The following is a 21,905-nucleotide window of genomic DNA, read 5'->3' as shown; positions in this document are numbered from 1 at the left end:
CTCGCGCTTCAAGAACTCTCTGGTCTTTCCTTTGTAGAACAGAAGGGGTCGCCCGTCCCGGTCAATGCGGCTTTGCATCTTACCGACGACAACGGGCTGGACAATACGGCTAAGCTCAAGGTCTAACCCAAGCTTGACGCGTTCCATTAGCGACGTTCTCCGTTCCCCAAAGGTGTCGCGGGTGTTTGGGCGGGCACGCGTCCATATTCATGCGGCAGTGAACACGTATCGAGATGCGGCATCACCAGCCGACCGACATGTTCACATTCTTCGATATGCGGGTAGCCGGACAAGATGAAGGCCCGAATGCCCATTTTCCTGTAGTTTTCCAGTTCACCGAGCACTTGATCGGCGGACCCCACCAGCGCCGCACCGCAACCCGACCGCGCACGGCCAACCCCGGTCCAAAGATGCGGCTCGATGAAGCCTTCCATATCGGCCAGTTCACGGTTCTTCGTCTGATACGAAACCCCCAGCGAAGTGGAATCGAGCGCTCGGCTCCGAACGGCCATACCCGCCTCATCATCCAGTTTCGACACCAGTTCCCGCGCATAGTCGCGGGCTTCTGCCTCGGTATCCCGAACGATCACATGACAGCGCAAGCCGTAATCCAGTGTCCGGTTGTAGTTCTCGGCAACCGCGTTCACTGCCTTCATGCGCCCGGCCAGGTCTTCCTTGGTTTCGGGCCACATCAGATATACGTCGCAATGCTGTCCGCACAGTTCCAGCGCCGCAGGGCTGTAGCCGCCGAAGTAAAGAAGCGGGCCGCCATTTTGCTGATATGGCTTGGCCGGGGCCGTCGGCAGCCCTTCGAGACTATAGACCTCGCCCGTGTAGTTGATCTCGTCCTGGGTCCAGGCCTGTTTCAGGATCTCGACCACTTCACGCGAGCGTTGATAACGATAGGCGCTTTCCGCTTTCTCGCCGGGAAAGTCGGAGGAGATGATGTTGACCGTCAACCGCCCCTGCAACATGTGATCGAGCGTGGCGATGGTCCGCGCCAGCATGATGGGCTGCATCTCGCCACAACGCACAGCGGCCAGCAAGTTGATCTTGTCGGTGATCGGCGCGCAACCGGCAACGAAACTCAGGGTATCCTGACCGACTTGATACGAGGACGGGCAAAGGATGTTGCGAAAGCCCCGCGCCTCAGCAGTTCTGACGATGTCAGAACAATGCTCCCAGCTTGATCGCAGCCCGCCTTCGGGCACCCCTAGATGACGGTAGTCATCGGAACAAAGCGCCGCAAACCATGAGACTTCTGCCGATTTAAGGTCTTCCGACGTTACTGGAACGACGCTCATGCAAGGCTCTCCCTATCCGAATTTTTTCTTGCGTAGCAGCGTCTTTGATGTAGCTCAATAATGGATCATTTTGCTGGACGTCATGTGATTATGGAAACGAACTCGGCACTGCCTCTCTATATTCAGCTCAGCGAGTTGATAGCGCGGGAAATTGCTGCGGGCCATATTCTGGATGGCGAAAGGCTACCTCCCGAACGTGAAATGGCCGCGGCTATGAATACCTCGGTCGGGACACTCCGAAAGGCTCTGGCGGAGCTTACGAAGCAGGGCCTACTGGAGCGCCGGCAGGGATCGGGCAATTACGTTCGCGCCAACGTCCGGGCCCAGAACGTCTATGCGTTTTTCCGGATAGAGCTGTTGAAAGGCGGCGGGCTCCCGACGGCCAAACTGATTTCAGTCGAGCGTATGAGAAAGCCATCCGACTTCCCTGATTTTGGCGACTCCGACGAGGGGCACCGAATCCGACGGCTGCGCTTTCTTAACAATGCTCCCTGCGTGATGGAGGAAATCTGGCTGGATGGTGCGGTTGCTGCCGATATCGTGACAGAGGACATGTCGGAATCGCTTTACCTGTTTTACAAGGAACGACTCGGTCTGTGGATCACCCATGTCGAAGATGCCGTCTCCGTCGGACAAGTACCTGATTGGCGACCCGATGGGTTTGCACCAAGCGCCGGCAGCACCACCGGCTATTTCGAGCGCATCGGCTATTCACAACAGAACAAACGAGTCGAGTTCTCACGCAACTGGTTCGACCCAGAAAAATCGCGCTACGTCGCAAGGATCAGATAGGAATACAATGGGGGAGACAGTCACACGCGGCATCACCGGGTGTGGTATGATGGGGTAGCAACACTTACTCGACTTCAGGCTATTATCCGGCATGCGTAATTGGCAATATACGAGCCGGATGTCGAGATGCGCAACCATCTGAGCTTCCTGGGCTCAACGATCTCGTGGTCATGCCCCCTCTGAACGCAAAATCGTCTTACTAACGCGTTGCTACGGTATACAAAAATAGATCCGCTACCGCACCAGGACCCGACGAAGTTCCCGAAAGGTCAGCAGGTCACCCGGTTGCCCTCAGCGCCATGGCCTATATGCTAGCCGTGTATCCACTATACCGGAGTTGCGGCATCACCCGTCAAAGGGCCACAAAACCGAATAGTCTATCCCGCCAATTTTCGCGGGAAAGTCGGGGAAGGCGCTCTGAACGTGCCAGCCCACTGTCGCTGAGCCATACGCTGCAGCGTTTCCATGTTGGAACGAGCCCTATCAGACCGGGTGCTGCGCTGCGTCGGTATCTCAAATTCAATCATTACCAACAGAGGTTAATATGCGAAATCTAGCATTGGGCGTCGCTTTCGGCGCATTTACGCTTCCCGTAGCGGCACAGGCGCAGGACTGCGGCGACGTCTCCATCACCGAAATGAACTGGGCTTCGGCGTCTATCGTGACCACGGTGGCAAAATTCGTTCTGGAACAAGGCTATGGCTGCACTGTTTCCGTCGTGCCGTCCGACACCGTTCCAGCCGTAACGTCGGTCGCGGAAAATGGCGAGCCGGACATCGTAACAGAACTATGGACCAACTCGACGGGTGAGGTCTATGCCCGCCTGCGCGACGAAGGGAAGCTGCAGGAGGTCGCTCCCGTACTCGAACCCGGCGGTGTTGAAGGCTGGTGGATTCCGACCTATCTGGCCGAAGCGCACCCGGAACTGACCACTATCGACGGCATCAAGGCGAACCCCGAACTGGTCGGTGGACGTTTTAACAACTGCCCTGACGGCTGGGGCTGCCGCGTTGTAAATGACAACCTCATCCCGGCACTCGATCTAGAAGGTGCGGGCCTCGAGATTTTCAATCACGGTTCGGGTGAAACGCTGGCCACATCTATGGCTTCGGCTGTGCAGGACGAAGAACCTTGGTTCGGGTACTACTGGGGGCCGACCGTGCCGCTGGGCAAGTTTGACATGACCAAGGTCGATATCGGCGAGTATGATGAAGCCGCCCATGAAGCCAACCAAACCCCGGACAACCCTGATCCGCAGCCATCAGGATTTCCGGCCGCGCCGGTCGTAACTGCCGTGACCAATGATCTGGCAGAGCGTGAACCCGAAGTCGTCGAGTTCCTCGGCAAGATGACCTTCCCGACGGACACGATCAGCACGTTGCTGGCCTGGCAGGACGAAAACAATGCGTCTGCCGAAGAAGCAGCCGTGCATTTCCTGACCGGCAACGCCGATCTGTGGTCAGGCTGGCTGAACGACGCGGCTGCTGAAAAGCTGTCCGGCGTTCTTCAGTAACGACACGGAATGAGTGCGGGCGGGCTCTACTGGGCCCGCCCGATTCTTTTATAGATTTTACGGGCATGATTGCCCGAGGGGATAAACCAAATGGCAACCTATGACGGCGTATTCGACGCGCTGGGTCTGCGCGACTGGTGCGATGCGAGCGCAAGCAGCGCTCCGATGTCTATGGCAGATCTGCTCAAGCAAACCGGGCCGGACGATGGCGGGTCATTGTGGGATCTTCCGTTTCCGTCTCTGGACGCGCTGAACGAAGCCTGCGGCAAGATCCCGCAATCGCGAGACCTTACCCTTGGCCTCGAAAACGGCTTTCTGTCGATCAAGGACAGCTTGCAGGTTGTGCTAGATCCGCTGACACAACCGCTTAGCTGGATGTTGAACGGGGCGTTGAACTTTGTGGATGCCACGCCGTGGTGGATCGTCCTACCTTTGCTTCTGCTGGTGACGTGGCTCGTGGCGCGGTCGCTGAAGCTGGTTGTGTTTGTCGCGCTGTCAGTCGGCTTGCTGGCCTTCATTGACCATTATGGACACGCAATGGACACGCTGGCGATCATATTCGTCTGCGCCTTCATATGCGTACTGTTCGGGATACCCATCGGCATTGCGATGTCCCGCAGCGACCGGATGCAGCGCATTGCGATCCCTATCCTCGACATGCTGCAAACCCTGCCGCCTTTCGTCTACCTGATCCCGCTGATCTTCCTGTTCTCGGTAACCGAGCCGAAACTATATGGCATCGCGATTATTCTTTACGCGATTGTCCCCGTGATCCGCTTGACTGATCTGGGCATAAGACTTGTCGACAAAGACGTAATCGAGGCCGCTGACGCCTTCGGCATGACCGGGCGACAGAAGCTTTTCGGTGTCCAGATACCGCTTGCCTTGCCCAACATCATGGCCGGTGTGAACCAGACGATCATGATGAGCCTTGCGATGGTCGTGATTGCCTCGCTCGTGTCAGCGCCGGGTCTGGGTGTGCTGGTGCTGCGCGGTATCCGCAATCTTGAACTAGGCGTCGGTCTGGTTGCGGGGCTGGGGATCGTGCTCATTGCGATCATCCTCGACCGTGTCACCAAAGCATCACTGGCGCGTATCAACGCCGCGCAGAACCATTGAGGCCGTTCATGAGTAACATCAAGATTTCGATCAAGCACCTCTACAAGATCTTCGGCGATACGCCCGAGGCGGCGCTGCCCCACGTCCGTGATCAGGGTATGACCAAGTCCGATCTGCTGGAACAGCACAATCATGTGCTGGGTCTGTCCAACATCAATGTCGACATGCGCGAAGGTGAAGTGACCGTCATCATGGGACTGTCAGGGTCGGGCAAATCTACGCTGATCCGGCACCTGAACCGCCTGATAGAACCGACCGCCGGAGAAATCCTGTTCGACGACAAGGATGTGTTGGGCTTTGGCGAGGCAGAATTGCGCGCACTGCGCCAGAAGCACATGTCAATGGTGTTCCAGAAGTTTGCCCTTCTACCGCATCGCACGGTTCTGGAGAACGCCGGCATGGCACTTGCCGTACGTGGATTCGACCGCGCAGAATACGAAGATGAAGCCAATAAGTGGCTCGACCGCGTCGGGTTGTCGGGCTACGCTGATCACCACCCGTATCAGTTGTCCGGCGGGATGCAGCAACGCGTGGGAATTGCACGGGCGCTGACCTCGAACTCCGACGTTATGCTGATGGATGAGGCGTTTTCTGCACTCGACCCGCTGATCCGCACCGATATGCAGGATCTGTTGTTGGAACTGCAACAAGAGCTGCACAAGACCATCGTCTTCATCACACACGACCTGGACGAGGCGCTGAAGCTGGCCGACCACCTCGTCATTCTGAACGAGGGTTGCATCGTGCAGCAGGGCGAGCCGCAGAACATCCTGCTGAATCCAGCCGATCCCTACATCGAAGACTTCGTCAGCGACATAAACCGCGCCCGCGTTCTGCGAGTCAGATCGGTCATGGACGAAAGCACCCGCGCACCCGAAAATTGCGCGGGCGAAGTGGATGCCGAGGACACGCTGGAGACCGTGATCGCGCTGTCCGAGGGAGACACGTCCAAGCATTTCCGGGTGCTACGTGATGGCAGGCAGGTGGGCGATCTGGACATGAAAACGCTCGTGCGGGCGCTTGTGCCACGTTCGTCATCTGGTGAATACAGCAAGCATGTCAGGTAACGAAGTCGAGAAAAGTAACACCATACTTGGGTGAGGCGGCATAGTCTCGGGGTGTTTCGAAATACTCGTGCCCGTCGCACTGCTGCGTGGCCATAGTTGAGTTGGAAGCGACCTCTTGCGTTCCGATACGATGCATCGACGCCGGTCAACCTGCACCGCATCCTCGCGATGATGTGACCGATGTTAAGTCACCCGATGCGCTTCGGGGTAAAGACTTGGCAACTTTGATCTCACGGCCGCGATGATCTCGGCTGTACTGCGTACGCATTCGGGGATCGAACAGGACGGTCCGGCAGACTATGCCCAATGCCCGCGAATACAATGATTACCACCGACGAGAAGAAACCAAGCCGCAGACCGCAGTCAGGCAAATACCCGGTCCCAATCGTAATGCTGAATATTCTATGTTTTACAGGAAGATATGGTAGCGGAGGAGGGACTTGAACCCCCGACACAAGGATTATGATTCCTCTGCTCTAACCAACTGAGCTACTCCGCCGAAGAGTGCGCTTTGACTAGACACTGCCCCGCCCCTCGTCAAGTGAAGTTCGTCTTTTTTTTGCCTTTCTGACGTGGAGTAAAATAATCCTCAATCCGACATTGCTTGAACCGACCAAAATTGAAGGAGATGCGCTGACCTGTCCTAAAAGACAGGTAGTCCTTATACCGGCACCAAGGCTAGGTCTGCTCAAGGGCGTGTGTCTAAAGTGTGTTGTTAACGAGTACCACACGTCCTTTTCTTTCCCTCGTTCTGGCCGAGCTTGGCACCCCGTAGATGGATGCATGTGGTTGCGGCATCGGCGCATCGCAGCCGATGTCGGGATTGATTTTCCGACATCGAACTATTGGAATCGACGGGATTGTTGGAACCTTCATAAACCAACGATTCGACCCGACCTCGAATTTCCCGAGCCGCGGAAAACACTCCCAGCCCCGCTCAGCTAGTGCCTGGTCTTGTGGGTTGTCCCTCAGAGATCTTCGGTATGGCAACTGCCGCGGAAACCGGAGGTCCCACCCCTGCCCACCTCTTGGGCTGGGAGTTCTGGTCGACTGTTCGTCACGCATCCAGCGCCTTGCGATACCGCAGGTAAATCGTGCCTTCACTTGCCGAAACTCTGGATCTCCAAAAAGGTTCTATAGTCTTCCAGGAGATAGTTTGCCTCGTCAGGATCAAAGGCTGTCAAATTGTCTGCCATTTCAACAGAAAGCACAGCAAGATCATCGCTCCAACCTGCCGCTTTGGCCGCCGCTATTGCGCTGCCCCGTAGCGCCGCGTTCTCATGATCTGGCACGTATATAACGCACCCCGTCGCATCTGCATAAAGCTGCGGCAACCTTCGAAATCTGATATGACCACCGGACATGCGAAGTTCCGAAACTGTCTGTCCCGACTTACGCAGTTCTTGAATCAATTGTTTCAACGCGAGCGCAAGCGCCACGCAACCACGCCAATATGTCCTGCAAAGTTCGTGAAAAGACGTATCCAGCGATAGCCCTATGATTGCACCCCGCGCTAGTGGATCGGCAAGCGGTGAGCGGTTGCCGTGGAAGTCGGGCAAAATGTCGATGCCTTTACCGAAATTGGGGTCATTTTCGAGCACATGATCGATGTATTCGGCGATGCGGTCATGCATATCCCGCGTTGGACTTAGAGCGAATGCCGTGATGATCCGATCCAGCATCGACCCGGTCGCGGATTGGCCGGTTTCGAAAATACTCCGACCCGGCAAAACAGCATCTGGATAGGGACCCCAAAATCCAGCCAGCGCAATCGGTCCGTCACCATACCCCATTACACAGGTTGATGTGCCTGCGACCAGCGCGAGGGCCTCTGGTCTGGCCGGATCCAAGAGCGCCAACGCACCGGCATAGGCATCGACCATACCGGATGCGACCGCACAATTCTCAGTCAGGCCGAGTTCCGCTGCGGCTGCCTTGGACAATTGGCCAACACGATCGCCGACAGCGATCGCCTTCGCTGGCATTCCCGCCTTACACACCATGTCCGGCAGATCTGCGGCTTCAAGGAAATCCGATGGCCATCCTCCGCGATCCACCTGATATCCCCATTTTGCGGACAGCGTACAAACGGAACGCGCGGCATTTCCCGAGGCGCGCCACGTCAGAAAATCGGCAAGATCGAATGCATAGCCCAACACGTCCCAGACCCCCGGGCGCATGTCCTTCAGCCATTTTAGCTTCGGCAGCTGCATTTCGGGCGACAGATTGCCGCCATTGCGGGCGGTCACCGGGTGCCCGAGCGCGCTCATCCACGCCGCCTGTGCCGTGGCCCGGTGATCAAACCATGCCAGCGTGTCGCCCGAACTCTCGCGGTCCGACACTGCAAGAGGCTCTCCCGCCTTGTCCCGAAGAACAAGTGAACATGTCGCGTCGAAGCCGATGGCCGCGATGTCGGCTACGCTGCATGTTGTTGACCTAACAGCCTGCTGAACCGCTTCGCAAACTGCCGCCCACACCTCTTCCGACGCGTATTCGCCCGACCCCGGCGATGGGGACAACAGATCAAGTTCCGCGATGCCAGCGCCCTGCATTGACCCGGAGCGATCAAACACCCCGGCCCGCGCGCTGCGTGTGCCGACATCCACGGCCACCACGAAATCCTGCATCGCTCTCTCCTGCTATGCCAGCAAGGACAGAGCTTCCGGCAAATCCTTCGCATGTTCAACTATTGCGTCAGGATGTTCCCGAAGCGCCGCATCGCGCAGCCGCGCGGGGTATGCGTGCGCGCCACCAGTGAATGCGATAACCGCCATGCCAGCGGCTTTCGCCGCCCGCATGCCAGCTGTGCTGTCTTCAACCACGACGCAGCCCGTTGCCGACACATTCATCTGGCCGGCGGCGTAAAGGAACAGATCCGGTTCCGGCTTGCCTCGCTTCACCATGGTCGCGCTGAATATGTCCGGGTCGAACAGGTCAAAAAGACCCGTCACCGACAGCGACAGACGGATGCGGTCGGGCTGGCTCGAAGAGGCCACACACTGCCTGTGCCAGAGCCTCCCCTGCCCTTCGCGTATCGCGTTGGCCATTCCCGGGACCGGCTGAAGTTCGGCTCGGAACCGAGTGAACAAGCGCTCGCGCATCGTCGCAAGCAGGTCGTCCGTCAGATCGGCACCGTAATCATTTCGTAACATCTGGCCGATGCTCGCCATGGAACGCCCCAGAAAACGCAGATACATTTCGTCCTCGGGGATTTCGACGCCAATGGACCCGATGATCTCGCGCAGGACGTCGATGGAAATCGGCTCGCTGTCCACGAGCACACCGTCGCAATCGAATAGAACGAGATCAACCGTCATCCGTCACCAGATTCCCTTTACGTAGCTTTCAAGCACCGCACGGGTACCATCGGCCCATAACGCGCGAACCGCACGCGAAAATTCGTCCCTGAATGGCGCAGATTGCCCGAGTGAGCCATAGATGTCGTCCATTGCCAGCCACGCTGCCGGGTCCGTCCTGGCCGCGCGCGCAGCTGCAACCAGGCGATCCCAATTGGGGTCATTGGGCGCGATCACAGCGCCGCTTTCGGTTTCGCCATGGCAATAGCGACACCAAAGCGCCGATCCCAGCGCCAGCCCCCGGACATCGCGCCCCTCAGCGATCCGGTCGCGAATGGTCGGAATGATGAATTTCGGCTGCCTGTTCGACCCGTCAAGGCACAGCCGCCGCACCGTGTCGCCGATCTTGGGATTGGCAAAGCGCGTCCGGATGATACGGTAGTAACCGTCCAGATCGGTATCGGGAACCGGCGGCACCTGCGGGATGATCTCGTCGGCCTCGATCTTGTCAAGAAACGCAGCGATCAGCGGATCTTCCATCGCTTCATGCACGAAGTGAATATCCAGCAACCCAGCGGGATAGGCGATGACCGCATGCCCGCCGTTCAGGATGCGGATTTTCATCATCTCATAGGGCGTGACATCAGGAACGAACTGAACACCCACCGCTTCGAGCGCGGGGCGCCCCATCGTGAACTTGTCCTCAAGCACCCACTGGATGAAATCTTCGCAAAACACCGGCCAGCCATCGGAGATCCCGAAGTTTTCCGACGTGATCCGCCTTTCGCGTTCGCCGGTTGCCGGGGTAATCCTGTCCACCATTCCGTTTGGAAATGCCACGTTCTCAACAATCCAGTCCGCCAGTTCCGGATCAATCAGGCGCGCCAGACCCGTCACCGCCTCGAAGCACACGCGCCCGTTATGCGGAAGGTTGTCGCAACTCATGACGGTAAAGGGCGGGATGTCCCGTTCACGGCGGATACGCAGCGCAGTTACGAGCACACCGAACACGGTTCCGGGCCTGTCCCCGGCCACCACATCGGCGACGATCGCGGGATGGCCCGGATCGAAATGCCCGGTTCCCGCATCGACAAAATAGCCGCCCTCCGTGATGGTCAGCGATGCGATCCTGATCTCCGGGCGGCACAGGGCGTCTATGATCGCCCCTGTATCGCCGACGGGCAGGAAGTCGATCATCGGCCCGGTGACGCACGCCGCCTCAACATCCGCGCTTTGTTCGACCACCGTGGTCAGGTAATCCTGCGCCGCAAGCCTTTCGCGCATCGCGGCATCGCCGGGCATGATCCCGGCACCGATGATCGCCCAGTCGTGGTCGCACCCGGTAGAGAACAGCCGGTCAAGATATACCGCCTGATGTGCGCGGTGAAAATTGCCGACCCCGATATGGACGATCCCCGCGCTCAGATCCTCCCGCGCGTAATTCGGGCGGGCGACCTTGTCGGACAGATCATCGAGGGTGGACAGCGATAGTTTGGTTGGCACGGTCTAAGTCCTTGTCGTCAGCTCGGATCAGGCGATTGCCAGCCCTTGCGCGTCGAATTTGTGGATGCGTGCGGGATCGGGGGTCATGAAGACCTTGTCGCCATGCTTGACCGGAAAGTCACCGATGGTGCGGACGATCAACTCCCCATGCTCGCTTTGAACGCGCAAAAACGTGTCGGAACCCAGATGTTCCCCCAGCCCGACGGTCCCGGCCCAGTCGCCCCCGTCCTTCGACATGGTAATATGTTCGGGACGCACACCGATTGTATCCGCCCCGCGCTTGCGCGCTTCGTCCCCGGTGATGAAGTTCATCTTGGGCGAGCCGATGAAACCCGCGACGAACAGGTTCTGCGGATGGTTGTAGAGATCCAGCGGCGATCCGACCTGTTCGATGACGCCTGCTTGCAGGACGACGATCTTGTCGGCCATCGTCATGGCCTCGACCTGATCATGCGTGACATACACCATCGTCGTGTCAAGCTGCTGGTGCAGTTCGGAAATCTCAGCCCGCATATTGACGCGAAGCGCCGCGTCCAGGTTTGAAAGCGGTTCATCGAACAGGAAGGCTGCAGGTTCGCGGACAATCGCGCGGCCAATGGCGACGCGCTGACGCTGCCCACCCGAAAGCTGACCCGGACGATTTTCCAGATAATCAGTGAGGTTCAGAACCTTGGCCGCACCCTCCACCTTGCTGGCGATCTCCGCTTTGTCGGCCCCGGCCATCTTCAGCGGAAAGGCGATGTTCTTGCGTACCGACATATGCGGATAAAGCGCGTAGGACTGGAACACCATCGCCAGGCCGCGACGCGCTGGCGGCAATTCGGTCGCGGGCTGCCCGTCGATTTCGATCTCTCCCGATGTAACGTCCTCCAACCCCGCGATCAGGCGCAGCAGCGTTGACTTGCCGCAGCCTGACGGGCCAACGAACACTACGAACTCGCCGTCGTTGATCTGAAGGTCCAGCGGCGGGATGACCTCCTTGTCACCGAATTTCTTGGTGATCTGTTTCAGCGTGATGCGTCCCATAGATCTTGTCCTTATTTAACCGCGCCGAAGGTCAGGCCGCGCACGAGTTGTTTCTGGCTGAACCAGCCCATCACCATGATCGGCGCAATGGCCATCGTCGAGGCGGCGCTGAGCTTGGCATAGAACAGTCCTTCCGGGCTGGAATAGCTCGCGATGAAGGCCGTCAACGGGGCAGCCTTCGCCGCCGTCAGGTTGAGCGTCCAGAAGGCTTCGTTCCAAGCCAGGATGATGTTCAGAAGAAGGGTCGACGCGATCCCCGGCACGGCCATCGGGGTCAGCACATAGATAATTTCATTACGCAGACTGGCGCCGTCCATGCGCGCCGCTTCAAGGATCTCGCCCGGGATTTCCTTGAAATAAGTGTAAAGCATCCAGACGATGATCGGCAGGTTGATCAGCATCAGCACGATCACCAACCCGATGCGCGTATCCAGAAGGCCGATGTCGCGAAAGATCAGATAGATCGGGATCAACACCCCCACGGGCGGCAGCATCTTGGTGGATAGCATCCACATCAGCACATCCTTGGTGCGCTTGCCCGGCACGAAGGCCATGGCCCATGCGGCGGGAACGGCGATGATCAGTCCAAGCATGGTGGAACCGACCGAGATCACCACCGAATTCATGAAGTGCCGCCCATAGTCCGACCGTTCCTGCACCGCCGCGTAGTTTTCCAGCGTCCAGTCGAAGAACAGGAAGGAGGGAGGGGACGCGACGGCTTCGGCTTCGGTCTTGAAGCTGGTCAGCACTGTCCACAGCACCGGGAAGAACAGCGTCAACGCGATGATCCATGCCAGGGCGGTTACGAAGAGCTTGCGGGATTTCTTGACTTTACGGGCCATGTCACGCGTCCAGGTTCTTGCCGATCATCCGCATCAGGAAGATGGCCACGATGTTTGCGAGGATGATGGCGACCACGCCGCCGGCAGCACCCGTGCCCACGTCGAAGCGCAGCAGCGATTCCGCGTAGACCAGATAGGTCAGGTTGGTTGAAGCGTTACCCGGCCCGCCATTCGTCGTCACCAGGATCTCGGCGAAGACCGAAAGCAGGAAGATCGTTTCGATCAGGATCACGACCGTTCCCGCCCGCGACAGATGGGGTACGATGATATAAAAGAAGCGCGAAAACGGCCCGGCGCCGTCCATCTCGGACGCCTCGATCTGTTCACGGTCCAGCGATTGCAGCGCCGTCAACAGGATCAGCGTCGCGAAAGGCAGCCAGGTCCAGGATACCATCAGCGTGATCGACAGAAGCGGGATCTGGGACAGCCAGTCGATCGGCTCCATCCCAAATACGCCGGCGATATGGGCGAACAAGCCGTTCACGGGGTTCATGAACATGTTCTTGAACACCAGCGCCGATACCGTCGGCATCACGAAGAAGGGCGCAATCGTCAGGATGCGCACCACCCCCTGGCCGAAGAAATCCTGATCCAGCAGCAGCGCCAGAAGAGTCCCGCCGATCACGGTGATCAGCAGAACACCGCCAACCAGAAGCAGCGTGTTGATCAGCGCCGTGGAAAAAGCCGGGTCCGACAGGAAGTAGCGGTAATTTTCGAAACCTGTCCATTCCTCCATGCCCGGCATCAGCAGGTTGAAGCGCAGGAACGAGAAATACAGTGTCATTCCCAGCGGCACGATCATCCAGAGCAGCAACAGGATGACGGCAGGCGATATCATGATCCGGGCTGCGGCCCGTGAGTGCTCGGTCGCCATGATGTGGCTCTCCGGTCAGATCGGTGGTGGGTTAGGTTGCAGGGATGGAGACACCACCCCTGCAACGGGAGCAAAGCAGGAAGGAGAAGCTTTACTTGTCGTGATACCCCGCGCGATCCATCTCGCGCTGGGTTTGTTGCTGCGCGGATTGCAATGCCTGATCCACATCCATCTGACCCGCCAGCGCGGCAGAGAAGATCTGTCCGACCGCCGTACCAATCCCCTGGAATTCCGGGATCGCGACGAACTGCGCCCCGGTATACGGAATTTCCTGTACCGACGGCTTGGTCGTATCGACCGCGTTGATGGAGTTCAGGGTCATTTCGGCAAATGGTGCCTCGGCCTGGTAGTCCACGTTTTCATAAAGCGATGTCCGCGTTCCCGGAGGTGCGGCTGACCAGCCTTCTTCCTGCGCAACAAGTGCGGTGTAGTCCTTGCTGGTCGCCCAGGCCACGAACGCCTTTGCCGCATCCGGCGCGTCCGTCGAAGCGGGAATGGCAAGGTTCCACGACCACAGCCAGTTGCCGTGATTGTCCACGCCTTCCTTGTTCGGGAACTGCGCGAAGCCGACGCTGTCGGCAACGGTGGAATCATCCGCATCCGTCACAAAGCTGGCTGCCACGGTTGCGTCGATCCACATGCCGCATTTGCCTTGCTGGAACAGCGAAAGATTTTCGTTGAACCCGTTCGACGATGCACCCGGTGGGCCGTAATTGTTCATCAGATCCAGATAATCCGTCAGCGTCGCGTTCCATTCCGGGCTGTCGAACTGCGCGTTCCAATCGCCATCAAACCAGCGCGCGCCGTAGCTGTTGGACATCGCCGTGATGAAGGCCATGTTTTCACCCCAGCCCGGCTTCCCGCGCAGGCAGATGCCGTAAATGCCCGCTTCTTCATCGGTCATCGCCTCTGCCGCGGCCTTGATATCAGTCCAAGTCGGCTGGTCGGGCATGTCGATCCCGGCGGCTTCGGCCAGGTCGGTGCGATACATCACCATCGCGCTTTCGCCGTAGAACGGGGCCGCGTAGAGCGTGCCATCTACCGACAGACCACCGGCGATCGCGGGCAGGATGTCGTCAGCATCGTAGCCTTCCGGCATACCTTCAAGCGGCGTCAGCCAGTCCTGTCGCGCCCAGATCGGCACTTCGTAATTGCCGATGGTCAGCACATCGTACTGCCCGCCACCCGTCGCGATGTCGGTTGTCACACGCTGACGCAGGACGTTTTCTTCCAGCGTCACCCATTCGAGCGCGATATCGGGATGCTTCGTGGCGAAGTCCGCGGTCAGCCCTTGCATGCGGATCATGTCGCCATTGTTCACCGTGGCAATCGTCAGCGTGGTGTCCTGCGCCGAAGCGCCGGTCGCCAGCGCCATTGCCGCGCACGCCCCGTACAGGGACTTTGCTTTGAATGTCATGAGATCCTCCCAAACCATCAAGTGGGCATTTGCTATTCTATGGGGCATATATTCACTTCGGAGATGCAATATTGTCAATCAAAAAAGCCGCCGCTTTGCAGCGACGGAGACCATGATCACCTAAACCTTTGTTCTTAATTCTATTCTATTTCAGAAGTGCCAGCGCGGTTGCTTCATCTGTAATCAACTTGCTCACGAGGTTCCCCTTCAAAGCGGCGCGAATTGCTGAAATTTTCTGGTTACCTTTGGCTACGGCAATGACCTTTGACCTGTTCGGAGAGGGCACTGGAGCCGACGCAACGCGTAGATTCGTTGCGCCTTGAATGAATGCGCCTTTCTCGTCGAAGACCCAACCGAGGATTTCTCCAACTACTCCGCTGGCACAGAGGTCATTCGCGTCTTGCACCGTAATGAACCCGTCCTTCACGAGCGGCGCGTTCGGACCCATTTCTCCGATACCGATGAAGGCCACATCTGCATCTTGTGCAAGCCGGAAGGTTGCCCTCACCATTGGCTGGGACTGCAGCATGTCGCGTTCTTCGGGTGAGCTCGCAATCACTGGCAGTGGCACTGGAAAGGTCCGGGCACTGACAATGTCCGCAACACTGAAAATGACGTTGTAATGTGCCGTCGATCCATCCGGCGATATATTACCCGTCAGCGAAACGATCCGATGCTGCGCGCAGTCCAGATGGGGCAGACAGGCCACCGCCGCCCGAAGCGTTCGCCCCGTCCCCAGCGCCATCGTGATCGGCTCCGGGCGTGACAACCAGCTTTCCATGTCATCCGCTGTCGCCTCCGCCACGCCCAGCGTTGCATCGTCAGAGGCCGGGTCGGTCGGCACAACTTCGCTATCCTCAAGATCGAACCGGTCGACAAGTTCACGGGCGAGCGATAGGCAATTCGCGATCGGATGATCGATGCGCACCTTGACCATCCCAGACTGCATCGCTTGCGCTACAAGGCGCTGTGCGGATTGGCGCGACACACCCAGCTTCGACGCAATCTCGTCCTGCGTGTTACCTGCAATATAATAAAGCCAACCCGCCCGCGCGGCGTCATCCAGTCTCTTGGCCTTACCTTGCATACTATCTCCTGATGGCCAGAATGGCGCACATTATGTACTGCTCTCTTGGATAATCCCTGCTCTCATTAACATAAAGACAGCGATAGCGGATCGGAATACAAGCGCGATCGTCTCCGCATAGTCAGGTTAAACGGCCAAGAAGCCACCGTCGACCGGAAGCACTGCTCCCGTCATCATCTTGGAATCCTCTGAAAGGAGCATCGCGATGCTCTCGGCGATGTCTTCTGCATCCGCAAATCGTTCCAGAGGGTGGCGCACCATCATAGGCTCGGACTTCGTTGGGTCCGCCCATGCGGCCGCGGCAAGTTCAGTCAGTGTGATCGTAGGGGCCACGCAGTTCACCCGAATCCCGTGCGGACCGAGTTCTTTGGCCATCACCCGGCTTGCGCCTTCGAGACCAGCTTTCGAAGCGGCGTATGATAGGTGATCCGGAAACCCCCGATGACCTGCGATCGATGTGATGTTTACGATGGCTCCGCCGCCACCCGCCGCCATTCGCATGCGTGCGAATTCCTGACAGGTAATCAGCGCTGCGCGCAAATTGACGCCCATGACCGCCTCATAACCATCATCAGTCAGGTCGAAAACAGATTCCAATATATTGACACCCGCGGAATTGATAAGAAAGTCGGCGCGTCCGGCATCCGCCATCGCCGCGCGAGTGGCCGCAACGTCCGCAAGATCAACTTGTATTCCGCGACTTCCGATCTCCGAGTAGAGCGTGTCGAGATCTGCCCGGGTGCGTGTCAATGCCACAACATTTGCACCACGGGCGGCCATGATATGCGCGCAGGCTCGACCTATGCCTTTGCCCGCGCCGGTGATGATAACTGTCTTGTCCGAAAACTGCATGAATTTCTTCCTTTGATTGAGCCGCAGCCCGATCCTCAGTTGGCACTTGCCTGTATCTACCCGCGCATTTCGCGAGCGAACTCGTGGAACGAACGCAAGGAATGCATCATAACGAGCCGCGTCAAGCGTTACCGATACCCCGGTCGCAGGCATGCGTCTGACGGAAACTCGCGACAAAGAGCGCCGAAAGCTTATCTCGTCTCTGTTACACTCGCAGCCTCGCAATCACTGTACAGGCCTTCCAATCGGCAGGGTCAATACCACCTGCCGCCACCAGATCACAGATCGACTGACAGACCGCATCCCAGAGGGGAGGAGACGGGGCGCCGCCACAAGGTTCACATCCGCTCGAAAGCGGTAGGCATGATGATGACGTCACGCACCGTCACTCCACGCTTGCGCGTCAACATGAATTCCAGCGCCTCGGCGACCTCTTCGGGATCCATCAGCGCGCCGGCTTCCTTGGCCTTGCGCAGGTTTTCTTCGGGCCAATCGGCCAGCAGTGCGGAAATCACCGGTCCGGGTGACACTTGTGCCACTTTCACGCCGTAGGGGATCATCTGTCGCCGCACGCCCTGCATGAAGCTGGTGATCGCCCATTTCGACGCGGAATAGACCGGCTCCCATTCCGCAGGAAAATGGCCCGCGATGGAGTTGGTCACAACGATATCGCCCGTCTTGCGTTCCATCATATGCGGAATGACGGCGTTGATGTTCTTCATCACCGCGTTGACATTCAGGTTCACCATCCGGTCAATGCTTTCCGGATCTGTGTCCCATATATCGCCACCGATGTAGCTGCCTGCGTTGCAGTAGAGAATGTCGATATGCCCGACCTTTTCGAGGATCTCCGGGACCATCGCGTTGCAGCTGTCGAAGTCCAGCAGATCGGTCACCTGCGGCACGGCATTGTCGCCGAGCCTGGCAACCAGGGTATCGAGAGCGGCGGTATCACGGTCCACCATGACAACCTTGCAGCCACTTTTCAAAAGCATCTCGACGGCGGCAAGGCCGATACCCGAAGCGGCACCCGTGACGACGGCGACCTTGCCAGTAAGCGTTTCAGACATTCACATTTCTCCATGGTTTACCGTGCATGCGTCGGTGCATGCTGGGATCGATTGCACCTCGCGGGCTATGTCGATGGTCAGCAGAATGGTAAGCTCTTCGATGACATCCGAAAGATAAGGGGTGATCTTTATTGGATTCAAACCGTTATTCAGGTCTCCAAGCAAGACCGTACCATTCAAAGTTTCCACGATCAGGCCCTTATGCCCACGATTGCGGTGTCGCCTAGCGTAACCGCAGCGACGGCATCCTGTCAGGCCAACACCCGCATCGGCCCAACCGGACCTGCGCATGCTAGTCGGGCATCCGGATTTGAAGCTTCACATCCGTTTCGCGCGCTTCCACGGCCCGGTCGAACCCGGCAATGCTGTCCTCGAACGGAATAGTTCCGGAAACAAGGGGCCTAAGATCCACCTTTCCGGACGCCATCAGCGCAATCGCCCGGTCATAGACATTGGCGTAGCGGAATACCGTCTCCAGCCGCAATTCCTTCGCCTGAAGTCCAACGATATCCACCGGAACGGGATCGACGGGCATCCCTACAAGCACGATCGCACCTCCGGGGCGGGCCAACTCATGCATTCCAAGTACCGCCGGTGCAGCGCCCGAACATTCGAACACGATATCTGCACCCCAGCCATCCGTTGCTTCCGCGACAGACTGTGCTGCGCTCTTGTCGCGGATGTTGACTGTATCGATCCCGTCATACGCACCGATGATGTCCAGCTTGGGTTGCGCCAAGTCCGTCACGATTACCTTCGCACAACCACCGGCCAAAGCCGCCAGAGCGACCATCATGCCGATGGGGCCTGCGCCCGAAACGACACCAATATCACCCGGTTGAATCCGGGCGCGAAGGGCTGCTTGCATACCGATCGCAAAAGGTTCCACCATGGCCCCCTCGGCAAAGCTGACGCTCTCCGGAAGCTTGTAGGTGAAGCTCGCGGGATGGATCACCTCCGACGTAAGGCAGCCATGCACTGGCGGGGTCGCCCAAAAGCGCACGGCGGGGTCGACGTTGTAGATCCCGAGCTTGCTGGCCCGGCTGTCCGTATCGGGAATTCCTGGCTCCATGCAAACGCGATCTCCGAGCTTAAGATCCGACACTTCGTCACCGCAAGCGACGACCGTACCTGCAGCCTCGTGTCCAAGCACCATCGGCTCTTTCACGACGAAATGCCCGATTTTGCCATGTGTATAGTAATGAACATCCGACCCGCAGATCCCAACCGTATGCGTCTTGATGCGCACATCACGCGGCCCCATGGTGCCGGGAATATCGAAATCACGCAGGGACAGCTTGCCCTTTTCTTCCAGAACCAGAGCTTTCATCCCGCCCTCCTCTCATTCGATCCATAGCTGATGGAAGACATTGCCCCCACATCTTCCAGCTGTCGCCCCCGTAAGCCGATGTAAACGAAAACCTTCATCTTGAACGAAATTTTACGATGCAGCAGAAAAATCGTAGCAGCAACCACTCGGCACAGCCCAATCTGGCTTGCCCGCAGCTTCACGAACACAAGACAAGCCTATTTCAACCGATGTAATTCGTGTGGCGGCAACGCCTTAGCACACTTGCTCTTTTCAGCCGGGATCGCGAAGTTGCCCCGAAGGGCAACAGAATGGCAACGAGAATGACTATCGGGACGATCGAGTGCATACCTGAATGGCACCTCACATCTCTGGACGAGAGAAACATTGCAGATTTGCTGGACGATGCCTTCGGAGCGGGCGTATTCAACGGCAGATCATTCCACAAACAACGCCATCATCTGCGACTGATTGTACGGGACGGCCACCATATCATCGGGCACATGGCTCTGCAGTATCGCGCTGCACGGCTCAATGATCGCTTGTTTGACTATATAGGCTTGGCCGAAGTCGCAACGGCTAGCAACTACCGGGGACAAGGTATCGCAAGCCAGATGCTGCGTGCCGCAATCGACAAGGCACATGGAACCTTAGCTGACTTCATGATCCTCTTCGGAACAGCCAAGCTCTATTCCGCAGCGGGTTTCGTTGCTTATTCCAACAAACTGGTCTCTGCCGAAATGAGCGACTGCCGAACCACCGCCATCCTGAACGAAACTGCCGAAACGCTGATGGTTAAACCGCTTGGCGTTCAAGAATGGGATTCCGAGGCGACACTGGACCTTCTAGGACCAGTTTTCTGATCTACGAAAGCCTATCGAACGGTCTGTCGAAGCAGCCAACTGTCGCATCCTGATAGGTCAAACCTGGCCGAACTCATTCTGTCGCTTGTGGTGAACCTCGCGCGGGTGTCAACCTGCCCTCACGAGCTCCGCGAGTCGACGGGCATCCGTGACGGCATCCTGCAGGCGTTGCAAACGCAATTCTGCATTTGGGGCGCTCGTATCACGGTCGAGCACTTCAGAAATGTCTTCATTAACCTGTGGATCTATAGCCTGGCCTGACGCGACCGTATTATCTCTTTCGGTCGCCACCTCCTGCTTCGCCTGCGCCCACTCATCTTCCATCCGGACGATCTCTGGACTTTTGAATTCTTCGGCAGGTGTCGTTCCCCAGCTCGTTTCGGTAGCGATCTGGTCCGACGTGTCGTTCGTAGCGTAGCATCCGGTTACCAAGGGTACGAACAGAGTTAAAACGTAAGCAATACGCATGATTCAATTCTCCTGCATCATGGATGCCAACCACGAATATGATCCTTCGGGGGCGTCGCGTGCCAGCCTGAGATGGTCGTAAAACATCTGGGCATCTGAAAGCGCTCTATCAGACAGGTGGGTTATGCCTCGACTGGTCGCAAACCGGGGTTGGGCTTCGTCGGACAACCAATCTGTCAAATGCCTGTCCACGAGGAGTATCAAGTCGCTGTAGAAGGTCCGGCTTGCATCCAAATCTGCGGCCACACCTCGATGTATGAGTTCGATTTCAGAGATTTCTGTCCGCATTGACTGAAGAACTGGCTCGGCATCAGGGTTGTCTTGGAACTCAATTTCAGCGACTTCCATATTGTCCCGAGCCGTTCTCAGAGCCTCATCAACGGACGCGTATCGTTGCAGATCGTTTTTAAGTATCCCGGCAGAATAGGTACCCAGGAAGGTTGCCGTGCTGGCCGCATCAAGCATCAATGCTTCGAAGTTTCGTACGCCAACAGGCTGGGAGGACTGCCAATGCGTAAACGCCTGCAGGACTTCGCTATCCGCAGGGTCGGTTGCGCCCGGAACCAAATATCCGATCAGCTGCAAAGCGGCAGTTGCATCGGGTAATTCAACTGACGCCAGTTCGGCTGTTTGAAAAACGTTTCCGCGCAGGACGTCAACCCGGAGTTCGGCAACGATTTTGTAAAGACCCTCGGGAAAGCGATCGAGATAATCCAGGTAGCTCTCCACACTGCCGGCATTGACAGCTTCGCGCCAGATACGAAGTTCATCGCCCGGATCAAGAGGATCCGGCGGCTCCGACAAATAATATTCACCTATCACCGCCTCCTCGACCCACGGGACTTGTCGGCCAGCAGTATCGCGGACAACCTCTTGCCTCACACGCCCGAACATTATGCGCACATCGATACCCGGCGTTTCGATATTCTGCAAAAGGGCGCTCGTGAAAATGCTGTTGTCGCCCAAGCCATCCGCCGCCACATTTCCGGGATCGGTCGCATATGCGACAAGCGTCCCGACAGAACCCGATGCAGGTGCCAAACCGGGCTGGACAATCTGGACATCGCCAAACGGGTTATTGCGGCAGGCATCCAGAACGACCAAGGACAAATCTGCGCCCACGCCCTCGATCACCGCGTGCAGTTCGCTAAGTGTCAGGCTCTCGTCGATCAGCGCCGGCACTGTGGGACTGACCAGATCGGTTCCGATCAGAAAGTTCTCTCCATCTGCCTGTACCGCGTGACCGGCATAGAAAACCAGGGCAATCTCCGCGCCATTGGCTGTTTCCTGAAACCAATCCAGCGAATCCAGCATCTCCGGCCTCGACAAATTTGTCTGGCTACGGACCTCGAAACCCAAGCGGGTCAAAGCTTCATCAAGTGCCGCTACATCATTGGCCGGATTGCCCAGCACAAATTCCGGATTGCTGTAGTCGCCATTTCCGATCAACAATGCCACACGCCCATCAGCCCAAACCGACGACGATAGCTGCAAAAAACAAAG

The 21,905-nt window shown here is 57.7% G+C and carries 20 protein-coding genes and 1 tRNA gene; 5 read left to right on the top strand and 16 right to left on the bottom strand.

Translation table 11 applies throughout. The features are described from left to right. Nucleotides 1–146 precede the first annotated feature (146 nt). A complete protein-coding gene (locus tag FPZ52_RS15520; RefSeq protein WP_146366534.1) occupies nt 147–1,304 on the bottom strand; it encodes an LLM class flavin-dependent oxidoreductase in 1,158 nt (385 codons plus the stop codon). A 60-nt stretch (nt 1,305–1,364) separates the two neighbouring features. Here FPZ52_RS15520 and FPZ52_RS15515 point away from each other — a divergent pair, with 60 nt between their 5' ends. The 4 genes from FPZ52_RS15515 (at nt 1,365) to FPZ52_RS15500 (ending at nt 5,795) form a co-directional block, all read left to right on the top strand. Further along, a complete protein-coding gene (locus FPZ52_RS15515) occupies nt 1,365–2,096 on the top strand; it encodes a GntR family transcriptional regulator (protein ID WP_240804505.1) in 732 nt (243 codons plus the stop codon). Nucleotides 2,097–2,640: 544 nt separating this feature from the next. Then, nucleotides 2,641–3,609, top strand: coding sequence for an ABC transporter substrate-binding protein (locus tag FPZ52_RS15510; protein ID WP_146366533.1), 969 nt, complete (start codon nt 2,641–2,643; stop codon nt 3,607–3,609). Nucleotides 3,610–3,699: 90 nt separating this feature from the next. Further along, on the top strand, nt 3,700–4,728 hold the full coding sequence (locus FPZ52_RS15505) for an ABC transporter permease (protein ID WP_146366532.1): 1,029 nt from the start codon (nt 3,700–3,702) through the stop codon (nt 4,726–4,728). 8 nt (nt 4,729–4,736) lie between these two features. Further along, a complete protein-coding gene (locus tag FPZ52_RS15500) occupies nt 4,737–5,795 on the top strand; it encodes a quaternary amine ABC transporter ATP-binding protein (protein ID WP_146366531.1) in 1,059 nt (352 codons plus the stop codon). Nucleotides 5,796–6,217: 422 nt separating this feature from the next. Here FPZ52_RS15500 and FPZ52_RS15495 read toward each other — a convergent pair. The 13 genes from FPZ52_RS15495 to FPZ52_RS15435 all read right to left on the bottom strand — a co-directional run bounded on the left by FPZ52_RS15495 (nt 6,218) and on the right by FPZ52_RS15435 (nt 19,092). Next, nucleotides 6,218–6,294, bottom strand: a tRNA-Met gene (locus FPZ52_RS15495). A gap of 601 nt (nt 6,295–6,895) precedes the next feature. Then, nucleotides 6,896–8,422, bottom strand: coding sequence for an FGGY-family carbohydrate kinase (locus FPZ52_RS15490; RefSeq protein ID WP_146366530.1), 1,527 nt, complete (start codon nt 8,420–8,422; stop codon nt 6,896–6,898). A gap of 12 nt (nt 8,423–8,434) precedes the next feature. After that, the gene (locus tag FPZ52_RS15485; RefSeq protein WP_146366529.1) at nt 8,435–9,112 is read right to left on the bottom strand and encodes an HAD family hydrolase; all 678 of its coding nucleotides are present in this window, start codon (nt 9,110–9,112) and stop codon (nt 8,435–8,437) included. A gap of 3 nt (nt 9,113–9,115) precedes the next feature. Continuing rightward, nucleotides 9,116–10,594: a mannitol dehydrogenase family protein gene (locus FPZ52_RS15480; protein WP_146366528.1), complete on the bottom strand. Its 1,479-nt coding sequence runs from the start codon at nt 10,592–10,594 to the stop codon at nt 9,116–9,118. 27 nt (nt 10,595–10,621) lie between these two features. Continuing rightward, complete coding sequence (locus FPZ52_RS15475; RefSeq protein WP_146366527.1) at nt 10,622–11,620, bottom strand: ABC transporter ATP-binding protein; 999 nt, start codon at nt 11,618–11,620, stop codon at nt 10,622–10,624. A gap of 11 nt (nt 11,621–11,631) precedes the next feature. Beyond that, nucleotides 11,632–12,462 (bottom strand): carbohydrate ABC transporter permease, encoded by an 831-nt coding sequence (locus FPZ52_RS15470; protein WP_146366526.1) that lies wholly within the window; start codon nt 12,460–12,462, stop codon nt 11,632–11,634. A gap of 1 nt (nt 12,463) precedes the next feature. Then, the gene (locus FPZ52_RS15465; RefSeq protein WP_146366525.1) at nt 12,464–13,336 is read right to left on the bottom strand and encodes a carbohydrate ABC transporter permease; all 873 of its coding nucleotides are present in this window, start codon (nt 13,334–13,336) and stop codon (nt 12,464–12,466) included. 91 nt (nt 13,337–13,427) lie between these two features. After that, on the bottom strand, nt 13,428–14,753 hold the full coding sequence (locus FPZ52_RS15460; RefSeq protein ID WP_146366524.1) for an ABC transporter substrate-binding protein: 1,326 nt from the start codon (nt 14,751–14,753) through the stop codon (nt 13,428–13,430). A gap of 145 nt (nt 14,754–14,898) precedes the next feature. Next, nucleotides 14,899–15,840 (bottom strand): sugar-binding transcriptional regulator, encoded by a 942-nt coding sequence (locus tag FPZ52_RS15455; RefSeq protein WP_146366523.1) that lies wholly within the window; start codon nt 15,838–15,840, stop codon nt 14,899–14,901. Between the two features lie 126 nt (nt 15,841–15,966). Then, nucleotides 15,967–16,692: an SDR family oxidoreductase gene (locus tag FPZ52_RS15450; protein ID WP_146366522.1), complete on the bottom strand. Its 726-nt coding sequence runs from the start codon at nt 16,690–16,692 to the stop codon at nt 15,967–15,969. 338 nt (nt 16,693–17,030) lie between these two features. Beyond that, on the bottom strand, nt 17,031–17,762 hold the full coding sequence (locus FPZ52_RS15445) for an SDR family oxidoreductase (protein WP_146366521.1): 732 nt from the start codon (nt 17,760–17,762) through the stop codon (nt 17,031–17,033). Then, nucleotides 17,763–17,951: a hypothetical protein gene (locus tag FPZ52_RS15440; RefSeq protein ID WP_146366520.1), complete on the bottom strand. Its 189-nt coding sequence runs from the start codon at nt 17,949–17,951 to the stop codon at nt 17,763–17,765. It lies immediately after the preceding gene. A gap of 103 nt (nt 17,952–18,054) precedes the next feature. Then, nucleotides 18,055–19,092, bottom strand: a complete 1,038-nt coding sequence (locus tag FPZ52_RS15435) for an NAD(P)-dependent alcohol dehydrogenase (protein WP_146366519.1) — start codon at nt 19,090–19,092, stop codon at nt 18,055–18,057. A gap of 290 nt (nt 19,093–19,382) precedes the next feature. On the opposite strand from FPZ52_RS15435, the gene FPZ52_RS15430 reads away from it, so the two are divergent. Beyond that, nucleotides 19,383–19,934: a GNAT family N-acetyltransferase gene (locus tag FPZ52_RS15430; protein ID WP_146366518.1), complete on the top strand. Its 552-nt coding sequence runs from the start codon at nt 19,383–19,385 to the stop codon at nt 19,932–19,934. Between the two features lie 108 nt (nt 19,935–20,042). On the opposite strand, the gene FPZ52_RS15425 is transcribed toward FPZ52_RS15430, so the two are convergent. Continuing rightward, on the bottom strand, nt 20,043–20,402 hold the full coding sequence (locus FPZ52_RS15425) for a hypothetical protein (RefSeq protein WP_146366517.1): 360 nt from the start codon (nt 20,400–20,402) through the stop codon (nt 20,043–20,045). 3 nt (nt 20,403–20,405) lie between these two features. After that, nucleotides 20,406–21,860 (bottom strand): caspase family protein, encoded by a 1,455-nt coding sequence (locus FPZ52_RS15420; protein WP_168201388.1) that lies wholly within the window; start codon nt 21,858–21,860, stop codon nt 20,406–20,408. Between the last annotated feature and the right edge of the window lie 45 nt (nt 21,861–21,905).

Origin of the sequence: Qingshengfaniella alkalisoli, assembly GCF_007855645.1 — a bacterium.
GTDB lineage: Bacteria > Pseudomonadota > Alphaproteobacteria > Rhodobacterales > Rhodobacteraceae > Qingshengfaniella > Qingshengfaniella alkalisoli.
This window is presented reverse-complemented; position numbering and strand designations above follow the sequence as displayed.